The 25,220-nt window shown below is 41.5% G+C and carries 22 protein-coding genes; 12 read left to right on the top strand and 10 right to left on the bottom strand.

What is annotated here, in order from left to right; genetic code table 11:
• Positions 1 to 200 precede the first annotated feature (200 nt).
• Positions 201 to 1,985, top strand: coding sequence for an acyl-CoA dehydrogenase (locus tag ACO6S2_RS08355; protein ID WP_422362039.1), 1,785 nt, complete (start codon positions 201 to 203; stop codon positions 1,983 to 1,985).
• Here the strand turns inward: ACO6S2_RS08355 and ACO6S2_RS08350 are convergent, their stop codons facing one another.
• Positions 1,986 to 2,645 (bottom strand): hypothetical protein, encoded by a 660-nt coding sequence (locus ACO6S2_RS08350; protein ID WP_422362038.1) that lies wholly within the window; start codon positions 2,643 to 2,645, stop codon positions 1,986 to 1,988.
• Positions 2,646 to 2,761: 116 nt separating this feature from the next.
• Here ACO6S2_RS08350 and ACO6S2_RS08345 point away from each other — a divergent pair, with 116 nt between their 5' ends.
• From ACO6S2_RS08345 to ACO6S2_RS08335, 3 genes are read left to right on the top strand one after another with little or no spacing between them, the layout of a single operon-like run.
• Positions 2,762 to 3,331 carry a hypothetical protein gene (locus tag ACO6S2_RS08345; RefSeq protein WP_422362037.1) on the top strand — a complete coding sequence of 190 codons (570 nt, stop codon included), beginning with the start codon at positions 2,762 to 2,764 and terminating at the stop codon, positions 3,329 to 3,331.
• Complete coding sequence (locus ACO6S2_RS08340) at positions 3,328 to 3,615, top strand: winged helix-turn-helix domain-containing protein (RefSeq protein WP_422362036.1); 288 nt, start codon at positions 3,328 to 3,330, stop codon at positions 3,613 to 3,615. Before ACO6S2_RS08345 ends, ACO6S2_RS08340 begins: the two co-directional genes overlap by 4 nt.
• 17 nt (positions 3,616 to 3,632) lie before the next feature.
• On the top strand, positions 3,633 to 4,160 hold the full coding sequence (locus ACO6S2_RS08335) for a hypothetical protein (RefSeq protein WP_422362035.1): 528 nt from the start codon (positions 3,633 to 3,635) through the stop codon (positions 4,158 to 4,160).
• A 94-nt stretch (positions 4,161 to 4,254) separates the two neighbouring features.
• On the opposite strand, the gene ACO6S2_RS08330 is transcribed toward ACO6S2_RS08335, so the two are convergent.
• The gene (locus tag ACO6S2_RS08330; RefSeq protein ID WP_422362034.1) at positions 4,255 to 4,923 is read right to left on the bottom strand and encodes an ArsR/SmtB family transcription factor; all 669 of its coding nucleotides are present in this window, start codon (positions 4,921 to 4,923) and stop codon (positions 4,255 to 4,257) included.
• Between the two features lie 68 nt (positions 4,924 to 4,991).
• Between ACO6S2_RS08330 and ACO6S2_RS08325 the strand changes: the two genes are divergently transcribed.
• A complete protein-coding gene (locus ACO6S2_RS08325; protein WP_422362033.1) occupies positions 4,992 to 6,383 on the top strand; it encodes an alpha/beta fold hydrolase in 1,392 nt (463 codons plus the stop codon).
• On the opposite strand, the gene ACO6S2_RS08320 is transcribed toward ACO6S2_RS08325, so the two are convergent.
• Entirely contained in the window at positions 6,365 to 6,541 is a 177-nt protein-coding gene (locus tag ACO6S2_RS08320; protein ID WP_422362032.1) for a hypothetical protein, read from the bottom strand. The genes ACO6S2_RS08325 and ACO6S2_RS08320 overlap by 19 nt on opposite strands.
• Before the next feature lie 355 nt (positions 6,542 to 6,896).
• On the opposite strand from ACO6S2_RS08320, the gene ACO6S2_RS08315 reads away from it, so the two are divergent.
• Positions 6,897 to 7,457, top strand: a complete 561-nt coding sequence (locus ACO6S2_RS08315; RefSeq protein ID WP_422362031.1) for a hypothetical protein — start codon at positions 6,897 to 6,899, stop codon at positions 7,455 to 7,457.
• 45 nt (positions 7,458 to 7,502) lie between these two features.
• On the opposite strand, the gene ACO6S2_RS08310 is transcribed toward ACO6S2_RS08315, so the two are convergent.
• The 5 genes from ACO6S2_RS08310 to ACO6S2_RS08290 form a co-directional block, all read right to left on the bottom strand.
• Positions 7,503 to 10,640, bottom strand: coding sequence for a WD40/YVTN/BNR-like repeat-containing protein (locus tag ACO6S2_RS08310; RefSeq protein WP_422362030.1), 3,138 nt, complete (start codon positions 10,638 to 10,640; stop codon positions 7,503 to 7,505).
• A gap of 110 nt (positions 10,641 to 10,750) precedes the next feature.
• Positions 10,751 to 11,293 (bottom strand): PepSY-associated TM helix domain-containing protein, encoded by a 543-nt coding sequence (locus ACO6S2_RS08305; protein ID WP_422362029.1) that lies wholly within the window; start codon positions 11,291 to 11,293, stop codon positions 10,751 to 10,753.
• A gap of 20 nt (positions 11,294 to 11,313) precedes the next feature.
• Positions 11,314 to 13,182: a M1 family metallopeptidase gene (locus ACO6S2_RS08300; protein ID WP_422362028.1), complete on the bottom strand. Its 1,869-nt coding sequence runs from the start codon at positions 13,180 to 13,182 to the stop codon at positions 11,314 to 11,316.
• Positions 13,183 to 13,215: 33 nt separating this feature from the next.
• Positions 13,216 to 15,540, bottom strand: coding sequence for a DNA topoisomerase 3 (locus ACO6S2_RS08295; protein WP_422362027.1), 2,325 nt, complete (start codon positions 15,538 to 15,540; stop codon positions 13,216 to 13,218).
• A gap of 70 nt (positions 15,541 to 15,610) precedes the next feature.
• Complete coding sequence (locus ACO6S2_RS08290; protein ID WP_422362026.1) at positions 15,611 to 16,096, bottom strand: YchJ family protein; 486 nt, start codon at positions 16,094 to 16,096, stop codon at positions 15,611 to 15,613.
• Between the two features lie 66 nt (positions 16,097 to 16,162).
• On the opposite strand from ACO6S2_RS08290, the gene ACO6S2_RS08285 reads away from it, so the two are divergent.
• The 3 genes from ACO6S2_RS08285 to ACO6S2_RS08275 all read left to right on the top strand — a co-directional run bounded on the left by ACO6S2_RS08285 (position 16,163) and on the right by ACO6S2_RS08275 (position 20,775).
• On the top strand, positions 16,163 to 16,876 hold the full coding sequence (locus ACO6S2_RS08285; RefSeq protein WP_422362025.1) for a DNA alkylation repair protein: 714 nt from the start codon (positions 16,163 to 16,165) through the stop codon (positions 16,874 to 16,876).
• 123 nt (positions 16,877 to 16,999) lie between these two features.
• The gene (locus ACO6S2_RS08280; RefSeq protein WP_422362024.1) at positions 17,000 to 19,402 is read left to right on the top strand and encodes an ABC transporter permease; all 2,403 of its coding nucleotides are present in this window, start codon (positions 17,000 to 17,002) and stop codon (positions 19,400 to 19,402) included.
• A 134-nt stretch (positions 19,403 to 19,536) separates the two neighbouring features.
• Entirely contained in the window at positions 19,537 to 20,775 is a 1,239-nt protein-coding gene (locus tag ACO6S2_RS08275) for a hypothetical protein (RefSeq protein ID WP_422362023.1), read from the top strand.
• A 55-nt stretch (positions 20,776 to 20,830) separates the two neighbouring features.
• Here the strand turns inward: ACO6S2_RS08275 and ACO6S2_RS08270 are convergent, their stop codons facing one another.
• On the bottom strand, positions 20,831 to 21,370 hold the full coding sequence (locus ACO6S2_RS08270; RefSeq protein ID WP_422362022.1) for a DUF2911 domain-containing protein: 540 nt from the start codon (positions 21,368 to 21,370) through the stop codon (positions 20,831 to 20,833).
• Positions 21,371 to 21,562: 192 nt separating this feature from the next.
• Here ACO6S2_RS08270 and rpe point away from each other — a divergent pair, with 192 nt between their 5' ends.
• The 3 genes from rpe to ACO6S2_RS08255 all read left to right on the top strand — a co-directional run bounded on the left by rpe (position 21,563) and on the right by ACO6S2_RS08255 (position 24,770).
• Positions 21,563 to 22,222: a ribulose-phosphate 3-epimerase gene (gene rpe / locus ACO6S2_RS08265; RefSeq protein WP_422362021.1), complete on the top strand. Its 660-nt coding sequence runs from the start codon at positions 21,563 to 21,565 to the stop codon at positions 22,220 to 22,222.
• Positions 22,223 to 22,310: 88 nt separating this feature from the next.
• Positions 22,311 to 23,984, top strand: coding sequence for a glutamine--tRNA ligase/YqeY domain fusion protein (locus ACO6S2_RS08260; protein ID WP_422362020.1), 1,674 nt, complete (start codon positions 22,311 to 22,313; stop codon positions 23,982 to 23,984).
• Positions 23,985 to 24,056: 72 nt separating this feature from the next.
• The gene (locus ACO6S2_RS08255) at positions 24,057 to 24,770 is read left to right on the top strand and encodes a hypothetical protein (protein WP_422362019.1); all 714 of its coding nucleotides are present in this window, start codon (positions 24,057 to 24,059) and stop codon (positions 24,768 to 24,770) included.
• A 1-nt stretch (position 24,771) separates the two neighbouring features.
• Here the strand turns inward: ACO6S2_RS08255 and ACO6S2_RS08250 are convergent, their stop codons facing one another.
• Positions 24,772 to 25,065, bottom strand: a complete 294-nt coding sequence (locus ACO6S2_RS08250) for a hypothetical protein (RefSeq protein WP_422362018.1) — start codon at positions 25,063 to 25,065, stop codon at positions 24,772 to 24,774.
• Positions 25,066 to 25,220 lie beyond the last annotated feature (155 nt).

Here is a 25,220-nt window from a genome sequence, read left to right as displayed (position 1 = left end):
ATAGGTTAGGTTAGGTCGGTTTATATCTATTAGGAGTGGGTTAACTTCAAAAACTACTCAGTAGGTGGATAAAAAAGAGTTTGGCACCTCTTTCGCTCGTGAAAATCGCAATAAATGAGTATGGAAAATGAAGAGAAAAATTGATGTAATGGAGGTTTTACAACGAATCAATATTATTTTAAGGACTTAACCTCTCGAAGATGAAATACTACGATCCACAGACGCTCGCCTTCTTATTATCAGAAGTTCATCATTTAGATGAATTGCTACAAGCCGAGCGATACAAGGCTTACGACAAAGCATCCATAGACCTGCTATTGGATGCTGTAAAAGATTTTAGTGATACAGCTCTGTTCCCGTACATTCAGGAGATGGATGAAAAGCCGTGTGTGTTTAAAGGCGGGAAAGTTATAGTACACGAACAGTTTGGACCCATTTTAAAGAAAGCGGGCGAAATGGGATTGGTAGCGGCAGCCATGAACGAAGAAGACAACGGCTTGCAAATGCCCATGTTGGTAGTTAATGCCCTGTATTTCATTATGGAGGCAGCCAACAATCACGTGACTGGTTATCTGGGTCTCACATCAGGTGCGGCCAATGTCATTCTTACTTTTGGAACAGAAGAATTGAAACAAAAGTACGTCCCAAAAATGCTCACGATGGAATGGGGAGGCACCATGTGTCTGACTGAACCACAAGCTGGCAGCTCACTATCGGATATTACCTCTTTAGCCAAGCCACTAGATAATGACACTTTTTCCATCAAGGGGCAAAAAATATTTATCTCGGCCAGCGACCATCAGTTTTCAGATAATTTCATTCATTTGGTTTTAGCCAGGATCGAAGGTGCACCAGCAGGCACAAAGGGCATTTCGCTCTTTGTGGTTCCACAATATCATGTGAATGAGGATGGATCCAAAGGCGATTACAACCATGTAGATGTTGTTGGCGAGTTTGTGAAGCTCGGACAGCGCGGATATTGCACCAATCATCTAGCTTTTGGCGATAGCGGAGAAAGTATTGGTTATCTGATTGGAGAAGCTAATCAAGGGTTGAGCTATATGTTCCAGCTCATGAATGAGGCCAGAGTAGCTACTGGTCGAATGGGGACAGGCATTGCTTCAGCCGCCTATTACGCATCATTGCAATATGCTAAGGAGCGACCGCAGGGACGTAAACTCCAAAGCTCGGGTAAAAAGGATCCGTCTGCAGAACAAACACTCATCATCAATCATCCAGATGTAAAGCGAATGCTCCTACATCAAAAAGCGATAGTTGAAGGTTGTTTGAGCTTGATATTGCAGTGCTCTTACTATCTCGACAAGCACGCCACATCCATTGGAGAAGAAAAGAATAAATACCAGCAACTCACAGAAATCCTTAATCCAATAGCTAAAACTTACCCTTCCGAAGCGGGAAAGAACGCGGTAGATACTGGCCTTCAAGTTTTGGGTGGTTATGGGTATATGATGGATTTTATCTCTCAGCAGTATCTAAGAGATATCCGAATCATCTCCATCTATGAAGGCACTACTGGGATTCAATCACTTGACCTTTTAGGCAGAAAAGTGACCATGAACAACGGAGCCGCCTTGCAGCTTTTGGCTAAAGAGATTGAAATCACCATTACCTCCGCGCTTGGTCATGAAGAATTGAAAAACTATGCTGTCACACTTGGTGAAAGTTCAAAGCTCATTCAATCTTGTTTAGGGCATTTGGTGCCTTTTGCCATGCAGGGCAATCATGAGAAGTATCTGGCAGACGCTACTATTTTCATGGATTTGTTTAGCACGGTGGTTATTGGTTGGCAGTGGTTAAAAATAGGCTTGGCGACTTTGGATCAAACTGATGAAAAGTTTAAAGCAGGCAAACTCCATGCGCTCGATTACTTCTACAAGTACGAGATGTCAAGATGCAAGGGACTGCAAAAAACCATTTGTAGCGATTCGGATGTGACCATCAATATGAATGAGGAAATGTTTTGATCACCCCACTTTTCTAAGATGGTACTGAATACCCATTTCTTTGTTTTGGAGTCGTAGCTCCCTTCCCCAAAACCAAACGTCCCACAACGTTTCATCTCTTTCGAAAATCACCTTGTGATGGCGGGTATTTATGGCTGTCTTTCCATAATCCATGACACCCGTCGTATCAGAAATGGTATAATTACCCTTTTCATCTATAGTCATAAAAGTTTTCGGCATTTTTTCAGGAATACCATCTTTCATCATCAGAAACATCTCCCACTTCCCGATCACGCGCTCTTCAAACTCGCCAAATGATGGAATTTCATCTACTTGAACAAACTTCAATTCTATTCTTCTGTTGATCTCATCTCTACCGGCCAGCAACAAATGATCTTCCACTCGTTTGGCCTTCCAGTCTGAATTGAACCAACTTTTGGGGTCTGCCCCTTGAAAGTGAATTTTAGTTTCGCCCAACACATAAACGCCACTCAGATCACCGCTCGTCCTGGAAACAGCGTAGCTGCCGTTTGGGTGAATCTGCAAATAAGTCGATTCGTCCGAAACAGGGTTCTTATCCATAAGTGCTCGTTCTAATTCCCAAAGCCCAACAAGGTCTTCTTTTTGCAAAGATTGACAACTCAAAACCACTAAAGCTAAGACAAGATGAATGTATTTCATAAGGTAGATTTAACTAAACTCGAAGCTAACCAATCTAAATATTTTGTACCAAAGAGAACCTTTTGATTTTACAATTCGTATTTGGTTTATATTATAAACTAGTTTATACTTACGCTATGAAAGAAGAACTATCACATACCGAAAGCTTAAAAATCATCAACGAGATGATTGCACAAGCAAAAAACAACTACGAACAAAGTGGAAGCTTCTATTTCCTGCTGTGGGGATGGGTCGTCATGATTGCCAACCTTGGACATTACGTACTTGATAAGTTCACCTCCTTCGAATATCCTTTTATTTTCTGGGTGTTAACCATTCCAGCAGCCATAGCAGCGATCTGGTATGGTTCCAAACAAAAGAGTGAGACTCACACAAAAACTCACTTTTCAAGACTCTATGGAGAGGTATGGCTGGCCATGGGAATTTGCCTGATTTTATCCTTACTGTTTATGTCAAAAATCAACTACAACCATTCTGCAGTGATAATGATGCTCGCCGGAGCCGGGACCTACCTTTCAGGCCGAATGCTCAAATTCAAACCATTGATTTTTGGAGCTATAGCACTTTGGATAGCAGCCATTGTCTGCTTCAATATACCTATGACGGATCAATATTTAGTTGGAGCCATCGGGATTCTATTGGGGTATCTCATTCCAGGGTATCTATTAAAATCAGCAGAAAAATGAAAGGCTTTAGCCCACTAGACCCCTTGCTGCATTCTCAGCTCAGGCTGGCTGTCATGAGTCTACTTATCAGTCTGGAATCTGCCGATTTCACATTTATCAAAGAAAAAACAGGAGCCACAGCAGGTAACCTAAGCGTGCAGATAGACAAGCTCTCTACTGCAGGCTACATCGAGGTGACCAAAAGTTTTAAAGGCAAGAAACCACTAACTACTTGCAAGGTTACCAAAACAGGAATTACCGCTTTTGAGAATTATGTACAAGCATTGAAAAACTATATAGAATAACCATAAACACCACAATCATGAAAACTAATATCATAATAACCGTCCTTTGCCTTTCGCCAATATTGGCGTTAGCACAACCTGATTTTTCGCAACAGGCCAAACAAAAAATAGCAGCCCTAGATCTGATGGTCGGAGACTGGGAAGGCACTGGCTATCTTTTTACCCCTCAGGGAAAAGAGCCTTCTCAGGTAACTGAAAAAATACAATACAAACTCGATGGTACGGTAATCATGGCCGAGGGCAAAGGGGTCATCACATTGGAAGACGGCACCCAACAGACCGTCCATGATGCGCTGGGTATATTGTCTTACAACTCCTTCACCCAACAGTATCAGATGAACTCCTTTGTTTCTAAAGGCATGAGTACTCAGGCCAAATTTGAAATCATTGACGCCAACAATATGGTCTGGTGGATCGAAGCAGGACCTACTACCATTCGCTACTCATTGACCATTAAAGATGGTACATGGAAGGAAATTGGCGAACGCTCGATGGATGGAGAAAATTGGCAACAATTTTTTGAGATGGAGTTGACCAAGATCTAATACACCAAATGACTCTACAAATTGGCCACGAATTTTGTAGAGTCATTTCTATTTTAAAACTAATCTTAACCAACAATATAAAAGGACCCAGTTACTAAACCACAACCTTTAATCTCTCATACAATTGACGTTGCCCCTCCGAGGTAATCACCATCGCTCTAGAGTGTTTGACCCGACGCATCCATCCCAGCTCAATCATTCGCTCAAGTAATGCCGCACCTAAAGACCCTGCCAAATGAAACTTTCGTTCACTCCAATCCAAACACGCTTTAGCAAATAGACGCCTTTGTTTTTTCAAGTGATCTACGTCTATTCCAAATTCACTGAAAAACTTCAAACCAGACTCAGTGGTATCAAAAGCTCTATCATTTAACTTGATAAAACCTGATTCGCACAACCCTTCCGCTACCATCACTCCAATCTTACCTGCCAAGTGATCATAGCACGTGCGGCAATATTTCACTCCAGATTGCTCCACTTTGGCCTCTTCTTTTTTAGGAATTAAATTCACCAGGCCTTCTATGGCGTAAGCCACTTCTTTTCTTGCAAACCGATAGTACTTATGCCTTCCCTGGCTTTCCACCGACAATAATTCCGCATCTACAAGTTTTCTTAGATGCATACTTATGTTTTGAGCAGTGGTATCTGCACTGATGGCTAGCTCAGTGGCCGTGTACGCTCTCCCATCCAAAAGATTCCACAATATGTTAGTCCTCACAGGATTTCCAATTAAAGCAGTTACTTGGGTAATATCTACATCCATAGTTCAATCATCAGTGAAGTGTCTAAGATAGCAATTACTCAACTTTGCTACAATCAAACAAACAGTCAATGAAATCAATGATATATATCTCCTTGTTCATCTGTTCGATAACAAGAAGTATGGGCCAAGATCATCATAACCAAACTACCCACATGCGAAGCACTGAAATATTAAAATTAAAAAGCTCAACAAATAATTTGACCCTTGCCATCATCCATCAGCAACCCAAGATTATCCTTCATGATTACCCTGTACTCTTTCTGCATGGGTCATCCTTTCCCTCTGCGCTGTCATTTGGGTTTGAGATGGACGGAATATCCTGGATGAGCCACCTTGCAGCCAAGGGGTTTGATGTCTATGCGCTAGACTTCTTGGGTTATGGACATTCATCACGCTATCCAGAAATGCAGTCCAATGATCAAACGGGGACACCCTTGGGAAAAGCTCAGTCTGCCTCACAGGATGTAGACCGAGCGATCAACTACATAAAGAAAAAAACAGGAAAGGAGAAAATCAGTCTCATCGGTCATTCATGGGGAGGAAGTGTGGCGGCTCTTTATGCTTCCGAGCATTCAGATCAATTGGCACAACTCGTTCTATTTGCAGCCATAACACCTAGATACAATACAGGAGCCGAAAGTCAGCTCAAAATTTCCTATAAAATGTTAACACCTGACCAAAGGATGGCCAGTCTAAGAGACTTAACACCCTCAGGGTACAACTGTCAATTGGAAAATGAGATCTTTGAAACTTGGGGAGATCAATGGTTAAAATCAGACCCCTTTGTTAGCCAACAGCAAAACAAGTTTGTCAAATATCCTGCGGGACCCAATCAGGATGTAGAAGATCTTCTTCATGACAAGGCCTACTATGATCCGACGAAAATTAACACCCCTACGCTAGTGATACGAGGCGAGTGGGACCAATATCCAAACAACGAGGATTGCGGGCAGCTCTTCAGTTCCTTAAAAAACTCACCTTATAAAAAATATGTGGTAATTGAAAAAGGCACCCATGTCATGCACCTTGAAAAAAGCCGTCATGAACTTTACTATGAAGTTGATCACTTTTTGAACAAAACTAGTACCAAGCAAAAAACAGAGAGAAGCTCAATCGCAGTCATATTTGAAGTTATTCCACATGAAAAGCACTGGCAGCAATATTTAGATCTAGCGGCTGAACTAAAGCCAGAATTAGAAAAAATTGAAGGATTCATTTCGATAGAAAGATTCAAGAGCATCACACAACCTGAGAAAATATTATCACTTTCCTTTTGGAAGGACGAAACCTCTTTAAAACAATGGAGGAACTTAGAAATTCATCGTGGAGCCCAGCAAAAAGGTCGGGAATTTATCTTCAAGAATTATCGGCTGAGAGTGGCTCAAGTGATCAGAGACTATGGTATGCTCGACAGAAAGGAAGCACCACAGGACAGTAGAGACTACCTAAATACTAGATAAACCGTTGCCAACAATCCTCCAAAAAATAAGATCAGGCCCGCTCCATAAATGACACTATTGTATGGTGCGGCTACTACATCTCCATACCCCAATCCAATGAGGAGCCAGCCGATGAAGAAAACTACGAGCGCGATGATACTTTGTTTGGTGGATTTCATTTATTCTAAAATACAAAGGATTATATACAACCCAAATACTATCAACACTATACCTAAACCCAATCGATAAATAACTTCAGATTTTTCGAAGAAGTTAGCAGGTTTGGCTGATTTCATTTCTAATGCAAAGATCAAGGCGCCAATAATCATAAGAAGCGCTCCCATGATATGGGAGTAATTTATTTTCAGATATAGCATCCAACTATGGTCTACAATTTAAAATTATTGTTTTCACAACAGCTCAAAACACAGCAGAAATTGTCATCAAGACTCATCGTATTTTGCTGGCGATGCCTATTAAGAAGGCAATAATGGTTTCACCACTTACAATTGTCTCTAAGTAAAAAATGGCCAAATGTCATATAAATATCTTACTAGCACTATTTTCCTTCTCTTATCATTGGAAACAGTGCAAGCTCAAAGCAAATATGGTTACGCCGACCATTCTATTCGTGAGTTAAAGCAATTCGAGTATTACCGTGGGGTTTGGGTGTCCGAACTGGAAATGAGGCAAGAAGATGGTAGTTTCAAAAAAATAGAGGGTGGTGCACAGGTTACCGGTCGATTTTTGGATGATCACCGGACTTTTCAATCTCAATTCACCACTCCCAATGGTTTTTTTTCGACAGATATCCGCACCTACAATACTACAACAAAACAATGGGAAGCTCTATTTCTCAATGCCAAAGCGCAACGATGGCATCAGTTCACCTCAAAAATCATAGCAGGCAAAATGACAACTATTGTAAAAGGCGGGTATAGTGGCAAGGAAGAATTTGACATAAAGGTGATTGATTCCATCATCGATGACAATAATTATCAAAAGGATGTCTATAAATCTACCGACGGAATGAAAACTTGGATTCTTACTTATAAAATTGACCTATCAAAGCTACTCACTGAACCTGGAGAGTGAGTGAATTTCAACGTATTTTACTCCATCCAAACTTGTTTCCAAAATCTAATTTTTAATAATCACCGCATCCACGGCATTTTCCTTGACCAACCGGTTGAACATGGCGATGTCCTCGGTAAGAATCACATCTAGCTTTTCGAGTTGCTCATCGATGAGGCCACTCACTTCCTTCATAAAAGCCACCGCCTGATCAGTGGGCTGGTAGTCGCCGTAGCTGGCCAGTGAATTGAGGTGCCCCAGCTTGTTATTCAATCGAATCGGAAAATTGAGTGGATCTTGGCCACTCTTGTTTTTGGTCTGATACAACTCTTCTTCAATAACCTTTAATTTGTCTAAAATGTAGGCTGAGGTGTCCACCACCGATTTCATCTCCTCCATGTCTTTGACCTTTTCTACGAAAGTATTGATCTGCGCTCGACTCTCTCTGATCTTCTCGACTGCCAGATTGGTTTCACTGAGTTTGTTTCTTACAGCCATCAAAAAATCAAATTGCGCCTTGAGCTCTTCTGCCGACGACGACGAGCGAGGGTCGCTCAGAATTTCGAAATTGGCTGATTGAGATGGCCCTTTTCCTTCCAATCTCACTTCATAGTTTCCAGGTAATGCCTTGGGGCCATCGAGGGTGGCCCACCATAAAATCATACCATCAAACGATTTAGCCTTTTGATACTTCATGTCCCAGGAAAAAGTATTCAGTCCTGCCTTCAAGTCTTCCAATTTCCCCTCAGTTCCTTCCTTTTCTGGATGAGTGGAAAATGTCTTGATCAGCTTCCCGGAAGTTTCATAATAGCTCAAAGTTACGGTGTCCTCTTTTTCAGGCTTGCTCTCCAAGTAGAAATAAGTCAACACACCGCCTGGATGATTTTCACCCTTTCGCTTGCTCTTGTTCCAGTTTCCACCTGACATTCTATAAGAAGGCATCGGCTGAAAAAGATGGGCTGGACCAGAGACACTATTATCCAACTGATGAAAAACAGTCAAGTCATCCAAGAGCCAGAAACTTCTGCCTTGTGTAGCTGCAATAAGGTTATCATTTTTGATCGCCAAATCAGTGATTGGTACAATCGGCAGATTCATTTGTAGTGTCTGCCAGCTAGCACCATCATCGAAGGAAATGTACATACCATTCTCAGTCCCTGCATATAGCAATCCTTTTCGCTTTGGATCTGCTCTAACTACCCGAGTAAAATGATCTGATGGAATTCCATTTGTGATTTGTTGCCAAGTTTGTCCGTAGTCCTTGGTCTTGTATAGATAAGGTTTATTATCTCCCAGTTTATATCTGGTTCCGGCAATATATGCTCCACCTTCTACAAATGGGTCCAATTCGATCGAGTTGATCATCATCCATTCGGGCATGCCCGCCGGAGTGATATTCATCCAGTTTTTCCCTCCATCTTTGGTCAAGTGTACAAGTCCATCATCAGAGCCTACCCAGATGACTCCCTCTTGCTTAGGCGATTCTGCCACAGCGAAAATGGTACAGTAATACTCCACGCTCGTATTGTCTTGGGTTATCGGCCCTCCTGAGGAAACCAATTTCGTTGAATCATTTCTAGTTAGATCTGGACTAATGATCTTCCAAGACTGACCTTCATTTTCACTCACATGTAAAAAGTTGGAAGCAGCATATAGACGCTTGGGGTTGTGCGGAGAGAATAAAATTGGAAAATTCCATTGGAATCGGTATTTCATCCCTTCTGCTCCGTGTCCCATCGGATTGTCCGGCCAGACGTTGATGCCTCTGATTTCCTCTGTGCGGTGATCATAACGGGTAAAAAAACCATCATAGCTTCCACCATACACAATATCATTGTTGGTTGGGTCTATAGCCAGATGTGCGCTCTCACCCCCGGCGGTACTTTCCCAATCGCTTTCGTCGATGGCGCCACTACCTGTACGATGTGGGATTCTCACCGTAGAATTATCTTGCTGCGCCCCATAAATGCGATAAGGAAAACTATCATCAGTAGTCACTCGATAAAACTGCGCCGTGGGCTGATTGTGATAAGTAGACCAATTGTCTCCAGCATCAAAAGAAATCTGCGCTCCGCCATCATCAGCCATAATCATACGATTCGCATCTTCTGGTGCAATCCACATATCGTGGTGATCTCCGTGTGGAGCATAAGCGGCTTCGAAGGTTTTGCCGCCGTCCTTGGAACGGTGATAGGCCACGTTCACTACATAGACCTTGTCTTCATCTTGAGTATCAGCATAGATTCGGGTGTAATACCAGGCGCGTTGCCGCAGACTGCGGCTTTCGTTTACCTTTTTCCAGTTTTTTCCAGCATCATCCGAGCGGTAAACACCGCCCTTTTCGTTTTCGATAATGGTCCAAATCCGATCTGAATTGACGGGCGAGACAGTCACACCCGAAATACCCCAAACTCCTTCAGGCAGTCCTTTGCTGGCTGATATGTCAGTCCAAGTATCGCCTCCGTCCGTGCTTTTCCAAAGCGCCGAACCTTCGCCTCCACTAGACAAACTGTAGGGAGTTCTTCTTACTTTCCAGGTCGAAGCGTATAATATGCGGGGGTTATTCGGATCGAAAGTAAGATCGACCGCCCCAGCATCTTTATTCGCAAACAAGGTTTTTTCCCATGTCTCACCACCATCTCTTGATCTATATACTCCTCTGGCGTCACTTGATTTAAATAGATCTCCTAAAACAGCCGCATATACTAGATCGGGGTTTTGGGGATGTATCCTAACTCTGGGTATGTGCCTTGAGTTCGTCAATCCAATACTTTTCCAGGTCTTCCCTGCATCTTCGGACTTCCACATGCCACTGCCCGACGACACATTGCCTCGTACGGTCACTTCACCGCCCCCGACGTAGATCACATTGTTGTCCCACTCACTAACGGCTACAGCTCCAATAGATCCGCCAAAGAACTTATCAGATATGTTTTCCCAACTATTGCCAGCATCGGTGGTACGCCATATGCCACCTCCGGTCGCACCCATGTAGTACAAATTTGGTTCTCCGGGAACCCCTGTGACAGCCGCCGAACGCCCACCTCTGTAGGGTCCAATACTCCGCCACTCCATGCCTTTGTATAAGTTGACATCATAATTGACTTTGGGTTCTGTACTATTTTTTCTCCTTTTCTGTGCGTCTATGGTGTTGCAGAAGGATAGAATGAAAAATACTAAAAGAACGGAGGAGAGTTTATACATTTTGAATAATGGTTTTATGAATCAAACCAATGTATTCAATTTTCCGATGACAACAAAGGAGTATTTAATGAGTGGAGTTGATTGAGTATAGAAAGGTTTTTTATAAAGTCTTAAGAAAAGAAAATCAAAAACAATATTGGAATTACCATTCCGGCAATAGCCAATTTCCACCCTCTTTTCGAAAAGCCATTTCCTCCTACTGGTATCAGTAAACCAGTAATGGCTATGACCAACATGGCCACTCCAAAAATATCCGAATACCAAATCCAAAAATTGTTGGTTGACTTGTGTAAAAACATGGTATGCCCTAGCAATGGCACTTTTCTCTTATACTCTATGCTTCCTATTCCAGTAGTCGCATCTACATCCAAAATCGCATTGCCTTTGAAATATATACGCAACTTACCATCACGAATTCTGTGACCATCATAAGTACCCAAAGCAGCTGTCTCTTCCGAAATATAGTCTTCCGAAAGCTCATCTTCATTATCTGGCATTTCCAATACAAAATCTTGACTTTCATAGGTATAATCCATTGGATACCAATCTTGTCTATGATTCAAAATAATTCCAGAAAAGGAAAACGCTATAATTAAACCAACATAGAAATAAGCTATGTCTCTATGTAGACTTCGGTTTGTGATATTATCCATCCTTCGTATAATTTTCTATTCTATTTATCAGCTGACCAACTATTATTGGTTTTATCCACATCTGGAATATGTGTTCCTTCCAAAGAAAGTTTCTCCACTTTTTTACTACTATTAATCACTACTTCAGTCTCCCTATTCCCTTCCTTCCATACCATACTGCTTTTGTGCACAATCTCGTCTGTGCCATCTGCATATTTTACAACCAAATGAATAGGCACAGGCTTTGATCCAATGGCTTTTACAGTAACCGAAGTGGTATTTTCATTTTTAGCCACATGATCAATGGCCAAATCCGGAAAGCCAACTTCATAGAACCAAGCCTTCCAAAACCAATTCAAGTTTTCACCCGACCCGGAGTTCATTGAGTTGAAAAAGTCTAGTGGGATTGGGTGCTTGCCATTCCAATTATTAATATATTCATGAAGGCCTTTGAAAAATTTCTCATCTCCAAGAATGTCTTGAGCATATAGATAACCCAACCCTGGTTTAAAATAAGAATTAATATGACCTCCTCGCAAAGGTAAATTACTAGTGATTGCCATGACCGGTGGATCCACTTCGCTTCCTGCAAATTTTTCATAAGTGTCTACTCCCCATGCATCTACTTCACCCGGGTACATTTTGGCGTACAACAGCCATTCACCTACCGTAGCCCAACCTTCATCCATCCAGGCATATTTTTGTTGGTTGATCCCCATATAAAATGGAAACATCGTGTGGAAAATCTCATGAATGGTCAACTGAGCAGTATATACAGAATCCGAAGAAGGGTGATCATTTACCATCATAGGAAATTCCATCTCCGCCAGCCCTTGAAAGACCGTCTCATGTGGATATGGATAAGGCCACTTTGGGTAATAGTAGCTCATATACTCAACTGTACTCCTAGAAAATCTAAGCACATCATTGAAATCTTTGGTAGATGGGTGGTATACCGCATCTATTCGAGTACGTCGATTACTTGAAGAGTCCACTATCAAACTTGTTGCATTCCAAATGTAGTGATCACTAGTCCCAAAGGCCACTTCCGTAATATTTTCTGCTTCAAAAATGAATGTATTTGTAAGTTTATTGAGGGTAACTTTTTTTGATTCTATATCTTCAGGTCTAATTACATTTATTTCTTGATTTGAGTGCTCAGCTTCCTCCAATCGTTTTATTATTTTCTTGGTAAAAACCTCTTTCCCATTGATGAGATCGCCTGTAGCCCAAACTACAAATTCATTTGGCACGGTAACGCTCAGTCGAAAATCTGCAAAGTCGTTATATACTTCAACACTTCCTCCAAACACAGATTTATCCCATCCATCGATATCATCATATACGGCAATTCTTGGGTAAAAATATGCCACGAAAAAGGTGCTTTCATCCACCTGACCAGTCCTACTCGAAGGTGATGTTTTAGCCAAACGGCAACTATAAACTATTGAAACGTTTATTTTTTCTCCTTGAGCCAGTTTATCAATGGGCAATTTGGCATTCACCCCTTTCACTGTCAGTTGATCTAAATCATACAGTTGTCCATCAACAGAAATGCTTTCTACCTCTACTCCAGCATCAATATCCTCCTCGTCTATCATTACCTCTCGACTCACTCCTTTTTTGAATAAATTGGGATAAAGTTTAAGCATTAAGTATGCTAAACTATCCGGACTATTGTTGATATAAACAATATCTACTGCGCCATGAAGCAGTCGAGTGCTAGGATCAAAGTTTACCTTGATATCATATGTGGTTTCATTCTGCCAGTAGTTTTCTCCTGGTTTCCCACTTTTGTTTCTCGTTTTATTGATATACGCCTCTTCTATATTTCGAGGCACGTAGAGTTCGTCTTGTGCAAACCCAGTAACACTAATCAGTAAAAGAGTTGAGAATAAATAGCCTTTCATCTGCATCGAATTTCGTTCGTAGTTTTGGGTAAATTAAACAATTCCATTTTTCAATATTTCCAACACCAATTCTTTAGACAATGGTCTACCCTTGGCTTTGGTTTTAATCTCGTCGAATGGGAATCTGAAATCACAACCAGCTTTCCAGTTACTGCATCCATAGGCGGTTTGGCCTCGAATGATGGTGCCTTTGCTGCACTTAGGGCAAGGAGGCATGTCACTTTTTTTCTTTTTTGGCTCAGGTGATTTATTCTCAAATTCGATATCGAAAGCGTCTGTTAGTTTCAGCATACCTTCTACTTTCTCCCCTTCCAAAACGAAGCCTTTGATCTTAGTCGTGGCCTTTTTTTCCACCAGACGCTGCACTTGTTTTTCGGTGAGTTTCTTGTCCAGAAAAACTATTGGCAGTCTCAAATCACACCCCTCTTTCCAACCGCTACATCCAAAAGCAGATTGGCCTTTTAGGATGTTTCCTTTTTTGCATTTGGGACAAGTCATGCCAATCAGTGACGTCTTTTTCTTGGCGGTAGGTTTCTTGACTTTTGACTCACTTGCCGTTTGTAATCTGGGTTTACCAGTTTCCATACGCACCTCGTACACGAGATTATCAACCATCTTTTTCATATTGATGATAAAATCTCTTGCGCTAAAATTTCCGTCTTCTATTTCCTTAAGTTGCTTCTCCCATTGTCCTGTCAGTTCGGCTGATTTGAGCAATTCATTGTGAATAGTACCAATCAATTGGATGCCCATCGGAGTCGGAATTACCTGTTTTTTTCTACGTTGTGTATATTTTCTTTTGAATAGTGTTTCTATAATATTGGCTCTTGTGGAAGGACGACCAATACCATTGGCTTTCATCAAGTCACGCAGCTCGTCGTCTTCTACTTGCTTTCCGGCTGTTTCCATCGCTCGAAGCAATGAGGCCTCAGTATAAAATTTAGGTGGCTTGGTGGTCTTTTCTATAAAAGATGGCTCATGTGGACCCATCTCCCCTTTCTCAAACGATGGTAAGATGTTATCGTCCTCTTCCTTGTTTTCATCATCCGAATCGTCGTCATCTTTTTTCTTCTTTTCTTTAGGAAATAATACACGCCATCCTTCTTTGAGAATTTCCTTGCCTTTGGCGACGAACTTCACCTCCTCCACTTCTGCGCTTACTTGAGTCTTCGCCACTTCACAGTCTGGATAAAACACAGCCAAAAATCTCCTTACGATGATATCATAGACCTTGCGTTGATCAGCGTTCAACGGCTTTTCTTCTCCTGTAGGGATGATGGCGTGGTGATCGGTCACCTTCTTGTCATTAAAAACCTTGGCAGATTTTCTAATCTTATTTCCTAATATAGATTCAGTGAACGAAGCATATTGAGTCAAGCCTTTTAGAATCCCAGGGATCTTTGGGTACATGTCATTGGGCAGAAAAGTAGTATCTACTCTGGGATAGGTCACCACTTTCATCTCGTATAGGGTTTGTACCAATTTCAATGTAGCCTCGGCGGTAAAGCCAAACTTATTATTACAAAACACCTGAAGGGCAGTTAAGTCAAAAAGTTTGGGCGCGTATTCTTTACCCTCTTTTTTCTGAATATCGGTGATTACTAAATCCTTCCCCGAAATCTGATTCAGCAGCTTTTCTCCGTCTTCCTTTTTCTGGAATTTTCCTTCCGTAGAATTGAATTTCGTGTCCCGATAGAGCGTCTGCAGTTCCCAGTACGGGGTAGGTTTGAAATTTTCAATTTCATGATGGCGATTCACCAGCATAGCCAGCGTTGGTGTTTGCACTCTTCCTATGGAAAGTACCTGCTTAAACCCACCATACTTCAAGGTGTACAGGCGAGTGGCATTCATACCTAGCAACCAATCGCCTATGGCTCTGGAACTACCTGCATAATAAAGATTATCAAACTCCTCGGCTGATTTGAGCTGATCAAAGCCTGTTTTGATTGCTTCGGTAGTTAGGGAAGATATCCAAAGTCTTTGCACCTCTCCCTCATACTTGGCCTGCTTGATGACCCAACGCTGAATCAACTCTCCTTCTTGCCCTGCATCCCCACAGTTGATCACTACCGCCGCCTGATCCAAGAGTTTTTTGATGACCCCAAACTGCTTCTTCACTCCCCCATCGTCCATGATCTTGGTTTCGAATCGCTCGGGTAGCATGGGTAGCGTATTCAAATCCCAGCGCTTCCAATGAGGCTTGTAATCTTCGGGTGGATAGAGCGTGCAGAAGTGACCGAAAGTCCAAGTGACCTGGTAACCGTTGCCTTCGAAGTAGCCGTCCTTGCGATCCTTCGCTCCTATTACCTGAGCGATTTCTTTAGCAACACTGGGCTTCTCGGCTATGCAAACTTTCATGAAGGGATTTTGAGGCTTAGCAGTTTGTAATCTGAATTCAAATTAAACGATAATGAACTTAACAAAGCTCCTATCCACAGCACTTTTTGTATTTCTTTCCACTACCGCAGGGACAGGGGTCGTTGCGATGAATTTTCTTCATCAAGTCAACTTGCTTTGGGTTGATTTGCCCATCAAGGTAATACCATTTTCCATCATCCTTCAGAAAACTGGAACGTTCGTGGTGAACTTGATTTTCACCTACTGGATCTGTAAAGTGAGCTTTGAATTCTACTAGGCCTCTATCATCCGAAATGCTTCCATGTTCCACACTAACGATTTCCAGTTTGGTCCAGGTGTTTTCTTTAGACCATTGTTCGATCCCTTCAATGCTATAGGCTGATCGATTTTTCTTGTGCGTAGTGTCCAGTAGATATTGAGCCTCTCCAATGCTATAGGCAGCATATCTCGATTTCATCAGTTGGAGGGCGGTCTTAGCTGATTTGGAACTAATGACGCCTCCACAGCAGTCGCTCAATTTCCTATTTGAACCACAAGGGCAAAGTTCTTGATTCATGGGTGAAAAATTTCCATCAAAAGTACCCCAATAAGAAATTGGAAACTATATAGGTTTACACTGAAAATGAAAAAACTCACTACACCTCAAGAAGTACTTTCAGCTCTCAGAGACTTAGGCAATCCTGACACCATCACATTCAAGGAAAAGAAATATGCTATCCGGACAGAAAACAGTCTCGGCATCTATCAAAAAGACCTGAAGGCGCTGGCCAAACGGGTTGGAAAAAACGACCAGCTCGCTCTCGATCTGTTTGACTCCGGCCTCTATGAAGCTCGATTGCTGGTACCGCTACTTTTCAAACCTCGATCTATCACTCCTACACTGATCGATCAGTGGATCGCTTGTTTTGATACATGGGAAATTTGCGACTCCTATTGTATGAGTTTCATTGGACAAAGTCCACACTGCTATGAGAAAGTATTTGAATATGTGGACAAAGAAAGCGAGTACCAGAAAAGGGCTGGGTTTGTGCTTATGGTGGGTTATCATTTTGGGCACAAGAATGCGCCTAATGAAGAGTTTCAGAAATTCCTTCCTCTAATTATTGAGGGGTCAGAAGATGAAAGAAACTTTGTAAAAAAGGCTATCAACTGGGCGCTGAGAGTGATTGGCAAAAGAAACATTGACCTAAATGCGCAAGCTATCACTACTGCTCAACAAATTTTAAAATCAAGTGCTAAATCAGCTCAGTGGATAGCTAAAGACGCCCTCAAAGAATTGCAGTCACCCAAAGTAAACATACAGGATTATCCGCGATCCATTTACCGACCTAAATAACCGTCTGTGTATTTATGGGTTTAATTTCTCTTTTTGACCTTCGCAATCGACCATTCGTGTAAAACAGACATAGGGTTTGATCTTGATTCGTTCACTTTATAACCAAACTCAAGATTACTACTCATGTTAAAAAATTACTTTCTGGTTGCCTTTCGTAGCCTGCTCAAAGACAAATTTTATAGTTCTATCAATGTGCTCGGATTGGCTCTGGGGATCACTTGCTGCTTACTCATAATGATCTACGTAAGTGACGAGCTGAGTTATGATCGCATGCACAGCAAAGCGGACCGTATCTACCGCATCAACGAATTTATGGAAAACGAAGGTGGTGGCGAAAGGTCTTCCAGCCTGCCCTTCCCTGTGGGTCCCACGTTAGCCGCTGAATATCCTTCAATTGTGGAGACTCAAGTTCGTCTTTTTGACTATCAATCTCCTACGTTAATGGTAGAAAACAAGCTGACCAATAAGGCTTTCAATGAACGTCGTATGTTTTTTGCGGATTCAACCTTTTTTGATGTATTTGACTTCGAATTAATCAAGGGTGACAAGAATACGGCACTTGATGAACCTAACGATTTACTCATTACCGAAACCATGGCCAAGAAGTACTTTGGAAATGAAGATCCGATCGGGAAGATTCTTCGTTTTCAAAATGAACGTGACTTGATTGTAAAAGGCATTCTAGCCGACACACCACACAATACGCATTTTCAATTTGATTTTATTGGTTCGATGGGCTCCGTTCGCCAAGGGTTTGGCGGGAGACTACCTCGGACCTGGTATTGGAATCCGTGTTGGACGTATCTCGTATTGAAAGATGGCGCTACCAAGAGCGATCTCCAATCACTATTCCCAGATTTTATCGTTAAATTTTTTCCTGACTTTATGCAAGGTGATGTAGTCATGAGACTTCAGGCACTCACGGATATTCATTTGACTTCCGACCTGGAGTTCGAGATTCAGCCTAACAGCAGCGAAAACAACGTCTATGTATTTTCTATCATAGGCGTACTGATTCTATTCATTGCATGCTTCAATTACATGAATCTCTCCACCGCAAAATCAGCTAAACGATCTAAGGAAGTCGGCATTCGCAAAACACTAGGTAGCAAGAAGAGATATCTTGTTTCTCAATTTTTACTTGAGTCAATTATCATCACAGGAATTGCCGTTGTGGTTTCCTTGCTGTTTTTCTGGATTATTTTACCTTCATTCAATGCCTTTACGGAAAAGTCAATTGACCTTACCATGCTATTTCAGCCCAAAATTTTACTAGGCTTATTAGCTGTAGTACTATTTATCGGTGTAGGTGCAGGTATCTACCCCGCTTTTGTCCTGAGCTCTTTTTCTATCATCAAAGGGCTGAAAGGCACACAAAAAGGGAGTAGCAGCCGTCTGCGACAGACCTTGGTTATTATACAGTTCTGTCTTTCAATCATCATGATCATAGGTACCTCGGTGGCGGTCAACCAATTAGACTTCTTGAGGCAAAGTGATATAGGATTCGACAAAGAGCAAATCTTGTATATATCAGCCCAGCGAACACCCATGGTGCAGCGGTATGAGGCCTTCAAAAAAGAAATCACCAGACATTCGGATATTGAAAACGTCACGGGTGTGGTGGACGCGCTTGGTGCCAGACACCAAGGGGATAACTTTAGGCTAGAAGGTATGGAACGTTCCACATTGTTTTCGGTCTTCTGGCCCATGCATGACTTCTTTGAAACGTTCGGATTGAACATAGTGCAAGGCCGAGCCTTCAAGAAGAATATCCTGTCCGATGATACTGCTGCAGTGGTGATCAATCAAGCGATGTGTCGTCGCATGAATTGGCGAGACGATGAGGCCATTGGAAAAAGCTGTGAATACAACAATCGGCAAGGGCGAATTATCGGAGTCGTAGAAGATTTCAATTTTGCCTCCAAGCACCGCAATATTGAACCCTTAGTGATTCAGCCAAGAAACGACCCTAGAAATTTCAACTTTCTGGTCAAATACGTAGTTATTAAAATGAACACTGAAAACCTGAAAGAAACACTGGCTTTTGTAGAAGGCAAATGGAATGAATTCGCACCTGGATGGCCATTCGATTACTTCTTCTTAGAAGACGAATTGAACACTTTGTACAAGGATGAAGATAAGTTGAGCAAAGTCGCCAGCCTCTTCTCTGGATTAGCCATTGTAGTGGCATGTCTTGGTTTGTTTGCCTTGGCCTCATTTACCGCTGAACAACGCAAGAAAGAAATTGCTGTGCGTAAAGTCCTGGGCAGCACGGTCCCTCAAGTGGTTTTGTTGCTTTCAAAAGATTTCACCAAACTAATAACCATAGCCTTTGTGATTGCATGTCCCTTGGCCTACCTATCCATTGACAATTGGTTGGATAATTTTGCCTTTCGTGTCTCTATGAATCCACTAGTTTTTGTCCTAGCTGGAGTTTGCACTTTAGGTATTGCTCTGATTACCATCAGTCTGCAGTCCTTCAAAGCGGCTTCCGCCAATCCATCTACCGTACTCAAATACGAATAAAGAAAATAGCATAGTTTGGTATAATGAGTGGAGCGTCCCGAGGAGTCGGGGCGCTTTTTTGCCATTCACATAAATAAGAAAACCATGAAGCCATTTTTCAAGTTTAAGATTGGGAAGTTACCAAACTGAAAACCTTGGACCTACTATCAATACTAGACCTTTGTAAATCTGCAATAGAAGACAAGCTCAATTGGGGTTCCTCAGACCATTGGCAAAATCAGGAATTTGAAGAACTGAGTCATATAATCTTCGAAAAAACTGGAATTAACCTAAGCCACACAACCCTCAAACGAGTTTGGGGAAAGGTGAAATATGAGAATCAACCAAGCATCAGTACATTAGACGCACTAGCTAAATACTTAGACTATCCAAGTTGGTCCGCCTATAAAAGAGCACAAGAGGTAAGCCGTCCGTCAAAGAAACTTCGACTTTCGCTTCCAGAGTCAAAGAGGGGAATTTCAATTTTAGCCATAGTGATTTTACTGAGTTTTAGTAGTTGGTATATCGTGACCAACAATCTCGGCGATCCATCTGAGCTGGCCTCTCAATTGAACTTTAACGCCACTTATTCATCTATAGGCCTCCCCAACACGGTCATATTTACTTTTGACGCAAGTGAAATCGAGGCAAACGAATTTGCCATTCAACAATCTTGGGACAAGCGAAGAAGAATCAATGTAGACCGAGATCAAACGACTGCCACCTCGGTATACTACTACCCCGGCTATTTCAGATCTAAATTTGTGGCGGATGAGGTCGTTCTTAAGGAATCAGATGTCTATATCCAAACCAACGGATGGCTGGCCACCATCAATACCGAACCATATCCCATCTACCTTGCAGAAGAAGACCTTAGCAAGAACGGCAGCCTTGGACTGTCAGCACAAGGCACTCAACAATTCAACGATGCCCATAGACCTGTCAGTTTTCATTATTACACTGCTGAAAGGAGAATTTCAGGAGATGATTTCGACTTCAAAACACGAATCCGTTACGCTCAGGATAACCAGACCTCAGCATGTAAATTCACAAAGGTGGTTCTCCATTTCTCAGAAGGAGTTTTTCTAATTCCAATTGTTGTTCCCGGCTGTGTTGGCGAGATTGGTCTACTTGCCATGGATAACTACCTGTCAGGAAAAGAAAATGACTTATCAGCTTTAGGTAAGTCACTAAATAATTGGCAAAACATCAACATTTCCAGCCACAACAAGGAACTGACTATCTCTATTGGCAATCAACCATTTTCTACTCATTACAAAATGGACCCCGGATATCTGGTTGGCGTAAGTTATCAATTTGATGGTGCTGGAGAAGTAGATTACCTAACCTTAACCAACAACGAAGTAAGTTGGCAATTTGACAAAAAATTCTAAAAAGGAAAGCGGCCATAACCTTTCCGCCTTCCTTAAACTCAAAAAACCATTTTCTTTAGTAAGTCAAAGGGATAATCACCTCTGCATCTTCCCAGGCCATCAACAGACTTCCTTTTCCGTTTTCACCATCGAAAGCCATTCCAAACGCTTCACGTTGCTCTTTGGACTTTATAACAGGCACCTCGACGCTCATCACATTCTTGGATTCATCGTAATCAAACGCTCCCCAAGTGAAAAGATTTGCATTGAAAATGATTGTCCAAGAGGTGGCCGAGGGAATGGCATATAACGTGTAGTTGCCAACCTTTAAACTTTTTCCTCCAAAAGTCATGTCGCGATACACATTGATCTCCGTACTCTGATTGGCACCTAATCGCCAAACCTTTCCATAGGGTACTTTTTCTCCCAACATGGCCCGACCCTTTTTCGAAGGTCTACTGTATATGATTCTAGCAGCAGGAGTTGTACCTCTTCCATCTGGCCTAAAAATGGCTAGATCTAGTGGACTTTCGTCCAATGCTCTGATTTCTTGGGCTTGAACTGAAGGAGCAAATGAAAGTCCTATTGCAACTAATAAAATGTTAAATGTTTTCATAGAATTTATTTTGATTTGACTCACCAATGCTATCCATTTTTTGGTCTATAAGCCATTCAAATTGATTCAATCCTGTGCAAATTCATCAGAAGGCATTTTACCAACATTTTTTCCTACAGATTGGAAATAAATCATGGACAAAAGGCATCTCATATTCGAGCATCTTATATTTGCATCAAAAAAATAAGCCTCATGCCCAATTCAATCAAAATAGCTCCTTCCTTACTTTCAGCAGATTTTTCTCGCCTTGGCGCCGATATCGAAATGGTGGAAAAAGGTGGTGCAGAAGTGATTCATTATGATGTAATGGATGGTCACTTTGTGCCCAATCTCACCATAGGCCCATTAGTACTGAAGGACATAAGAAAATGCACCAAACTACCTATCGATGTTCATTTGATGATTGAGAACCCCGATCAGTATATTCCAGACTTTGCGAAAGCAGGTGCAGATTGGATCAGCGTACATGTAGAAACTTGCCCACACCTTCATCGAACTATTCAATTGATCAAAGAATTAGGTAAAAAAGCTGGCGTGGTTTTGAATCCTCATACGCCTTTGAGTAGCATAGATGAAATTTTGCCAGAAGTAGACTTTGTATTGATCATGTCGGTAAACCCAGGTTTTGGTGGTCAAAAGCTCATTCCTTCATGTATTGATAAGATTGCCAAACTCAAGTCTACGCTTAAGGAAAGAGACCTTGAGCACATCTTTATTGAGATCGACGGCGGCGTGAAGTTGGACAACCTAAAGACTGTGATCGATGCAGGTACAGAGGTCGTAGTTTCTGGTTCTGGAATATTTAATACAGAAGACCCTATAGCCACCATTCAGCAAATGAAAGAGGTTTAATCCACTCAAAAAAGGAGTAATTAATCTGACAAAACGCAATTTCCAGCATTTAATAATTCACTAAAATTGTATTTCAATTTTCAATAACATGAGTAGCGAGAAAGAAACAAAGGCCCCTACGCTCAACTTCATTGAGCAAATGATAGAAAAGGACCTGGCAGAAGGAAAACACGAAAGCATACATACGAGGTTTCCTCCACACCCTAATGGCTATTTGCATATTGGTCATGCTAAATCCATTTGCTTGAATTTCGGGCTAGCTCAAAAATACAATGGCAAGTGCAATTTGAGATTTGATGACACCAACCCTGAAAAAGAGGATATTGAATATATCAACTCTATCAAAGAGGACATCAAATGGCTTGGCTTCAACTGGGACAACGAGTTTTATGCCTCAGACTACTTTGATCAACTCTATGAATATGCTGTTCAATTGATTAAAGATGGGAAAGCTTACATAGATGACAACTCTGCTGAGAAAATTAGCGAAGAAAGAGGTACGCCCAATAAACCTGGTATTCTCAGTGAGTACAGGGATAGGTCAGTAGAAGAAAACCTTACCTTATTCGAAGCAATGAAAAATGGTGAGGCTGAAGAGGGCAAGCACGTATTGCGTGCAAAAATCGACATGGCGTCTTCCATCATGCAAATGAGAGATCCTGTAATCTACCGTGTAAAAAAAGCAGCTCACCACAGAACGGCCGACAAGTGGTGTATCTATCCGACTTATGACTTTGCTCATGGGCAGTCCGATGCTTTTGAAAAAATCACACACTCCTTATGTACATTAGAATTTGCATCTCATAGACCACTTTACGATTGGTTTATCAATGAACTGGACTTGTTTCCATCTAAGCAGACTGAGTTTGCCAGACTGAACTTGAGTTATACCGTAGTAAGCAAAAGAAAACTTAAGGAACTAGTAGAAGAAGGTCATGTAGAAGGCTGGGATGACCCGCGAATGCCAACTTTGGCAGCCATAAGAAGAAGAGGTTATACGCCAGAGTCAATCAGGAACTTTGCAGCTAAAATAGGAGTCGCCAAAAGGGATGGAGTAAGTGATGTGGCTTTGCTCGAACATAGCGTCCGAGAAGATTTGAACAAAAAAGCCAATCGAGTCCTGGGTGTATTAGACCCTATCAAATTAATTATTACCAACTATCCCGAAGGCAAAACAGAAATGCTGCCCGCAGTAAATAACCCAGAAGATGAATCGGCCGGAAAACGGGAAATTCCGTTTGGCAGTGAGCTCTACATCGAGCGTGGTGATTTTATGGAAGAACCTCCAAAAAAGTTTTTTAGGTTAGGGCCGGAAAGAGAAGTTCGATTGAAATATGCATACATCGTAAAATGTACCGGATTTAAAAAGAACGAAGCTGGTGAGATTGAAGAGGTCTACGCTGAATACGATCCAGAGACCAAGAGTGGCCATGATACCACTGGCAAGAAAGTTAAAGGAACTTTAGGCTGGGTATCTGCACCACAAGCTGTAGATGCAGAGGTGAGGTTATACGATAGACTATTTGCTACTGAGAACTTAAACGATATTGATGATGATTTTAAAAATCATCTAAACCCAAATTCGTTGACGATTAAAGCAAATGCCAAAGTCGAACCTTCTGTTGGCAAAATGGAACCAAACACTCAGTTTCAGTTTGAGAGAATGGGGTATTTCATTATCGATAAAGATTCCACCTCAGATAAACCTAGAATAAACAGAACCGTAACGCTTCGCGACAATTGGGCCAAGCAGAATAAATAGGAAAAGTAATGTAATTCTTCTATTGGATTGTTTTTAATTAAATTATCCAATAAACAATTCAATAGAGGAGCTATGAAAACTGTCTGCCTTCTTCTTTTCATTTGTCTGGGTTACACAACTTTTGCACAAGAAGACTCTTCTCAAGACTGGATCAAAGTACTGAGCTATGGTGCTAGCAACCAGACAGATCAGAAAAAAATATCCTTAGAAGAGGCCATACAGCGTCAAGAACGGTGTATACCCTCATCGTTTTCAAATGCTAATCTAATACTTAGCAACCAGGCTTTAGTAGAAAACGTGATTGTTAAATACGATTTCAAAGAGCAAGTTCTATTGGTACGTCAAGATGACTACGTTCTGGTCGGAGCGCCAAATATGGTTAAACGAATTCAATTCGAAAACCCTCAGTTTGGAGAACTCATAAATGTTCAAGAATTAGGGCGAAGCTATGGTAGACGTGGGTTCTATTCCGTGTTGGCAAATAGTAACAATGGCTACCTAGTTAAGTATCACAGCTTTGAGCAAAAGAAAATAATGCCCAACTCAAGTGTCACTACTACCAATGTCTATGAACCTCTTGAAGAAGAACCTGAGTTTTTCATAAATGAAGAAACACTGATAACTAAAAATGAGGAACTTTTTGTGTTAGAAAACTTCAAACCCAAAACTTTATCGAAGTTCAATACTCTATCAAACTCGCTTAAAGCATATATCAAAAAGGAAAAACTCAAATTCAAAAATGAGGACGATCTAAGAAAGTTTGCCACTTACTTGTGGTCACTATGAACTACCCTGTAGTTAGTAAATTAGGGTTTAGATGACGAGATACTACGGACGGCAGCTCATCTCTGCTAGAAACTTGATCCACCCCCCTTTTTATCAACATTTGGTCTATGAATTCGTCGTTAGTATAAGTTACAGCGACAAGCTCAATTTTCGGAAATCTACTTTTAAATTGTTCAATACGATCAATAATTCCTGGGGTATACACTGACAGGTCAATGATCACCAACTGACGATCCATCAGCGAATGAACAGACGATAAATCATCTACCACCCTGACCTGTAAATCTTTACGCATTTCGGCTAGTTCTCTCTCTAGCCTGCGCACTATCAAGTCGCTATTGCTACCAATTAAAATTTCATTCTCCATACTCCACATATCTCTTCCTAACAGATTGCAATAAACGAAGATTTCGTTGATAAATTCAACCGTAAAAAAACTGAAAAGCACAT

Origin of the sequence: Reichenbachiella sp. (assembly GCF_965233835.1) — a bacterium.
Classification (GTDB): domain Bacteria; phylum Bacteroidota; class Bacteroidia; order Cytophagales; family Cyclobacteriaceae; genus Reichenbachiella.
The sequence above is the reverse complement of the archived record's forward strand: the minus strand, read 5'-3'. Positions and strand labels throughout refer to the sequence as shown.

Coding starts and splice junctions, on each gene's coding strand:
- ACO6S2_RS08305 (WP_422362029.1), bottom strand. CDS start 11,293: ATGGATAATATCACAAACCGAAGTCTACATAGAGACATAGCTTATTTC.
- ACO6S2_RS08250 (WP_422362018.1), bottom strand. CDS start 25,065: ATGCGTAAAGATTTACAGGTCAGGGTGGTAGATGATTTATCGTCTGTT.
- ACO6S2_RS08340 (WP_422362036.1), top strand. CDS start 3,328: ATGAAAGGCTTTAGCCCACTAGACCCCTTGCTGCATTCTCAGCTCAGG.
- rpe (WP_422362021.1), top strand. CDS start 21,563: ATGCCCAATTCAATCAAAATAGCTCCTTCCTTACTTTCAGCAGATTTT.
- ACO6S2_RS08315 (WP_422362031.1), top strand. CDS start 6,897: ATGTCATATAAATATCTTACTAGCACTATTTTCCTTCTCTTATCATTG.
- ACO6S2_RS08355 (WP_422362039.1), top strand. CDS start 201: ATGAAATACTACGATCCACAGACGCTCGCCTTCTTATTATCAGAAGTT.
- ACO6S2_RS08330 (WP_422362034.1), bottom strand. CDS start 4,923: ATGGATGTAGATATTACCCAAGTAACTGCTTTAATTGGAAATCCTGTG.
- ACO6S2_RS08335 (WP_422362035.1), top strand. CDS start 3,633: ATGAAAACTAATATCATAATAACCGTCCTTTGCCTTTCGCCAATATTG.
- ACO6S2_RS08310 (WP_422362030.1), bottom strand. CDS start 10,640: ATGTATAAACTCTCCTCCGTTCTTTTAGTATTTTTCATTCTATCCTTC.
- ACO6S2_RS08325 (WP_422362033.1), top strand. CDS start 4,992: ATGAAATCAATGATATATATCTCCTTGTTCATCTGTTCGATAACAAGA.
- ACO6S2_RS08295 (WP_422362027.1), bottom strand. CDS start 15,540: ATGAAAGTTTGCATAGCCGAGAAGCCCAGTGTTGCTAAAGAAATCGCT.
- ACO6S2_RS08320 (WP_422362032.1), bottom strand. CDS start 6,541: ATGAAATCCACCAAACAAAGTATCATCGCGCTCGTAGTTTTCTTCATC.
- ACO6S2_RS08285 (WP_422362025.1), top strand. CDS start 16,163: ATGAAAAAACTCACTACACCTCAAGAAGTACTTTCAGCTCTCAGAGAC.
- ACO6S2_RS08270 (WP_422362022.1), bottom strand. CDS start 21,370: ATGAAAACATTTAACATTTTATTAGTTGCAATAGGACTTTCATTTGCT.
- ACO6S2_RS08255 (WP_422362019.1), top strand. CDS start 24,057: ATGAAAACTGTCTGCCTTCTTCTTTTCATTTGTCTGGGTTACACAACT.
- ACO6S2_RS08290 (WP_422362026.1), bottom strand. CDS start 16,096: ATGAATCAAGAACTTTGCCCTTGTGGTTCAAATAGGAAATTGAGCGAC.
- ACO6S2_RS08300 (WP_422362028.1), bottom strand. CDS start 13,182: ATGAAAGGCTATTTATTCTCAACTCTTTTACTGATTAGTGTTACTGGG.
- ACO6S2_RS08350 (WP_422362038.1), bottom strand. CDS start 2,645: ATGAAATACATTCATCTTGTCTTAGCTTTAGTGGTTTTGAGTTGTCAA.
- ACO6S2_RS08260 (WP_422362020.1), top strand. CDS start 22,311: ATGAGTAGCGAGAAAGAAACAAAGGCCCCTACGCTCAACTTCATTGAG.
- ACO6S2_RS08345 (WP_422362037.1), top strand. CDS start 2,762: ATGAAAGAAGAACTATCACATACCGAAAGCTTAAAAATCATCAACGAG.
- ACO6S2_RS08280 (WP_422362024.1), top strand. CDS start 17,000: ATGTTAAAAAATTACTTTCTGGTTGCCTTTCGTAGCCTGCTCAAAGAC.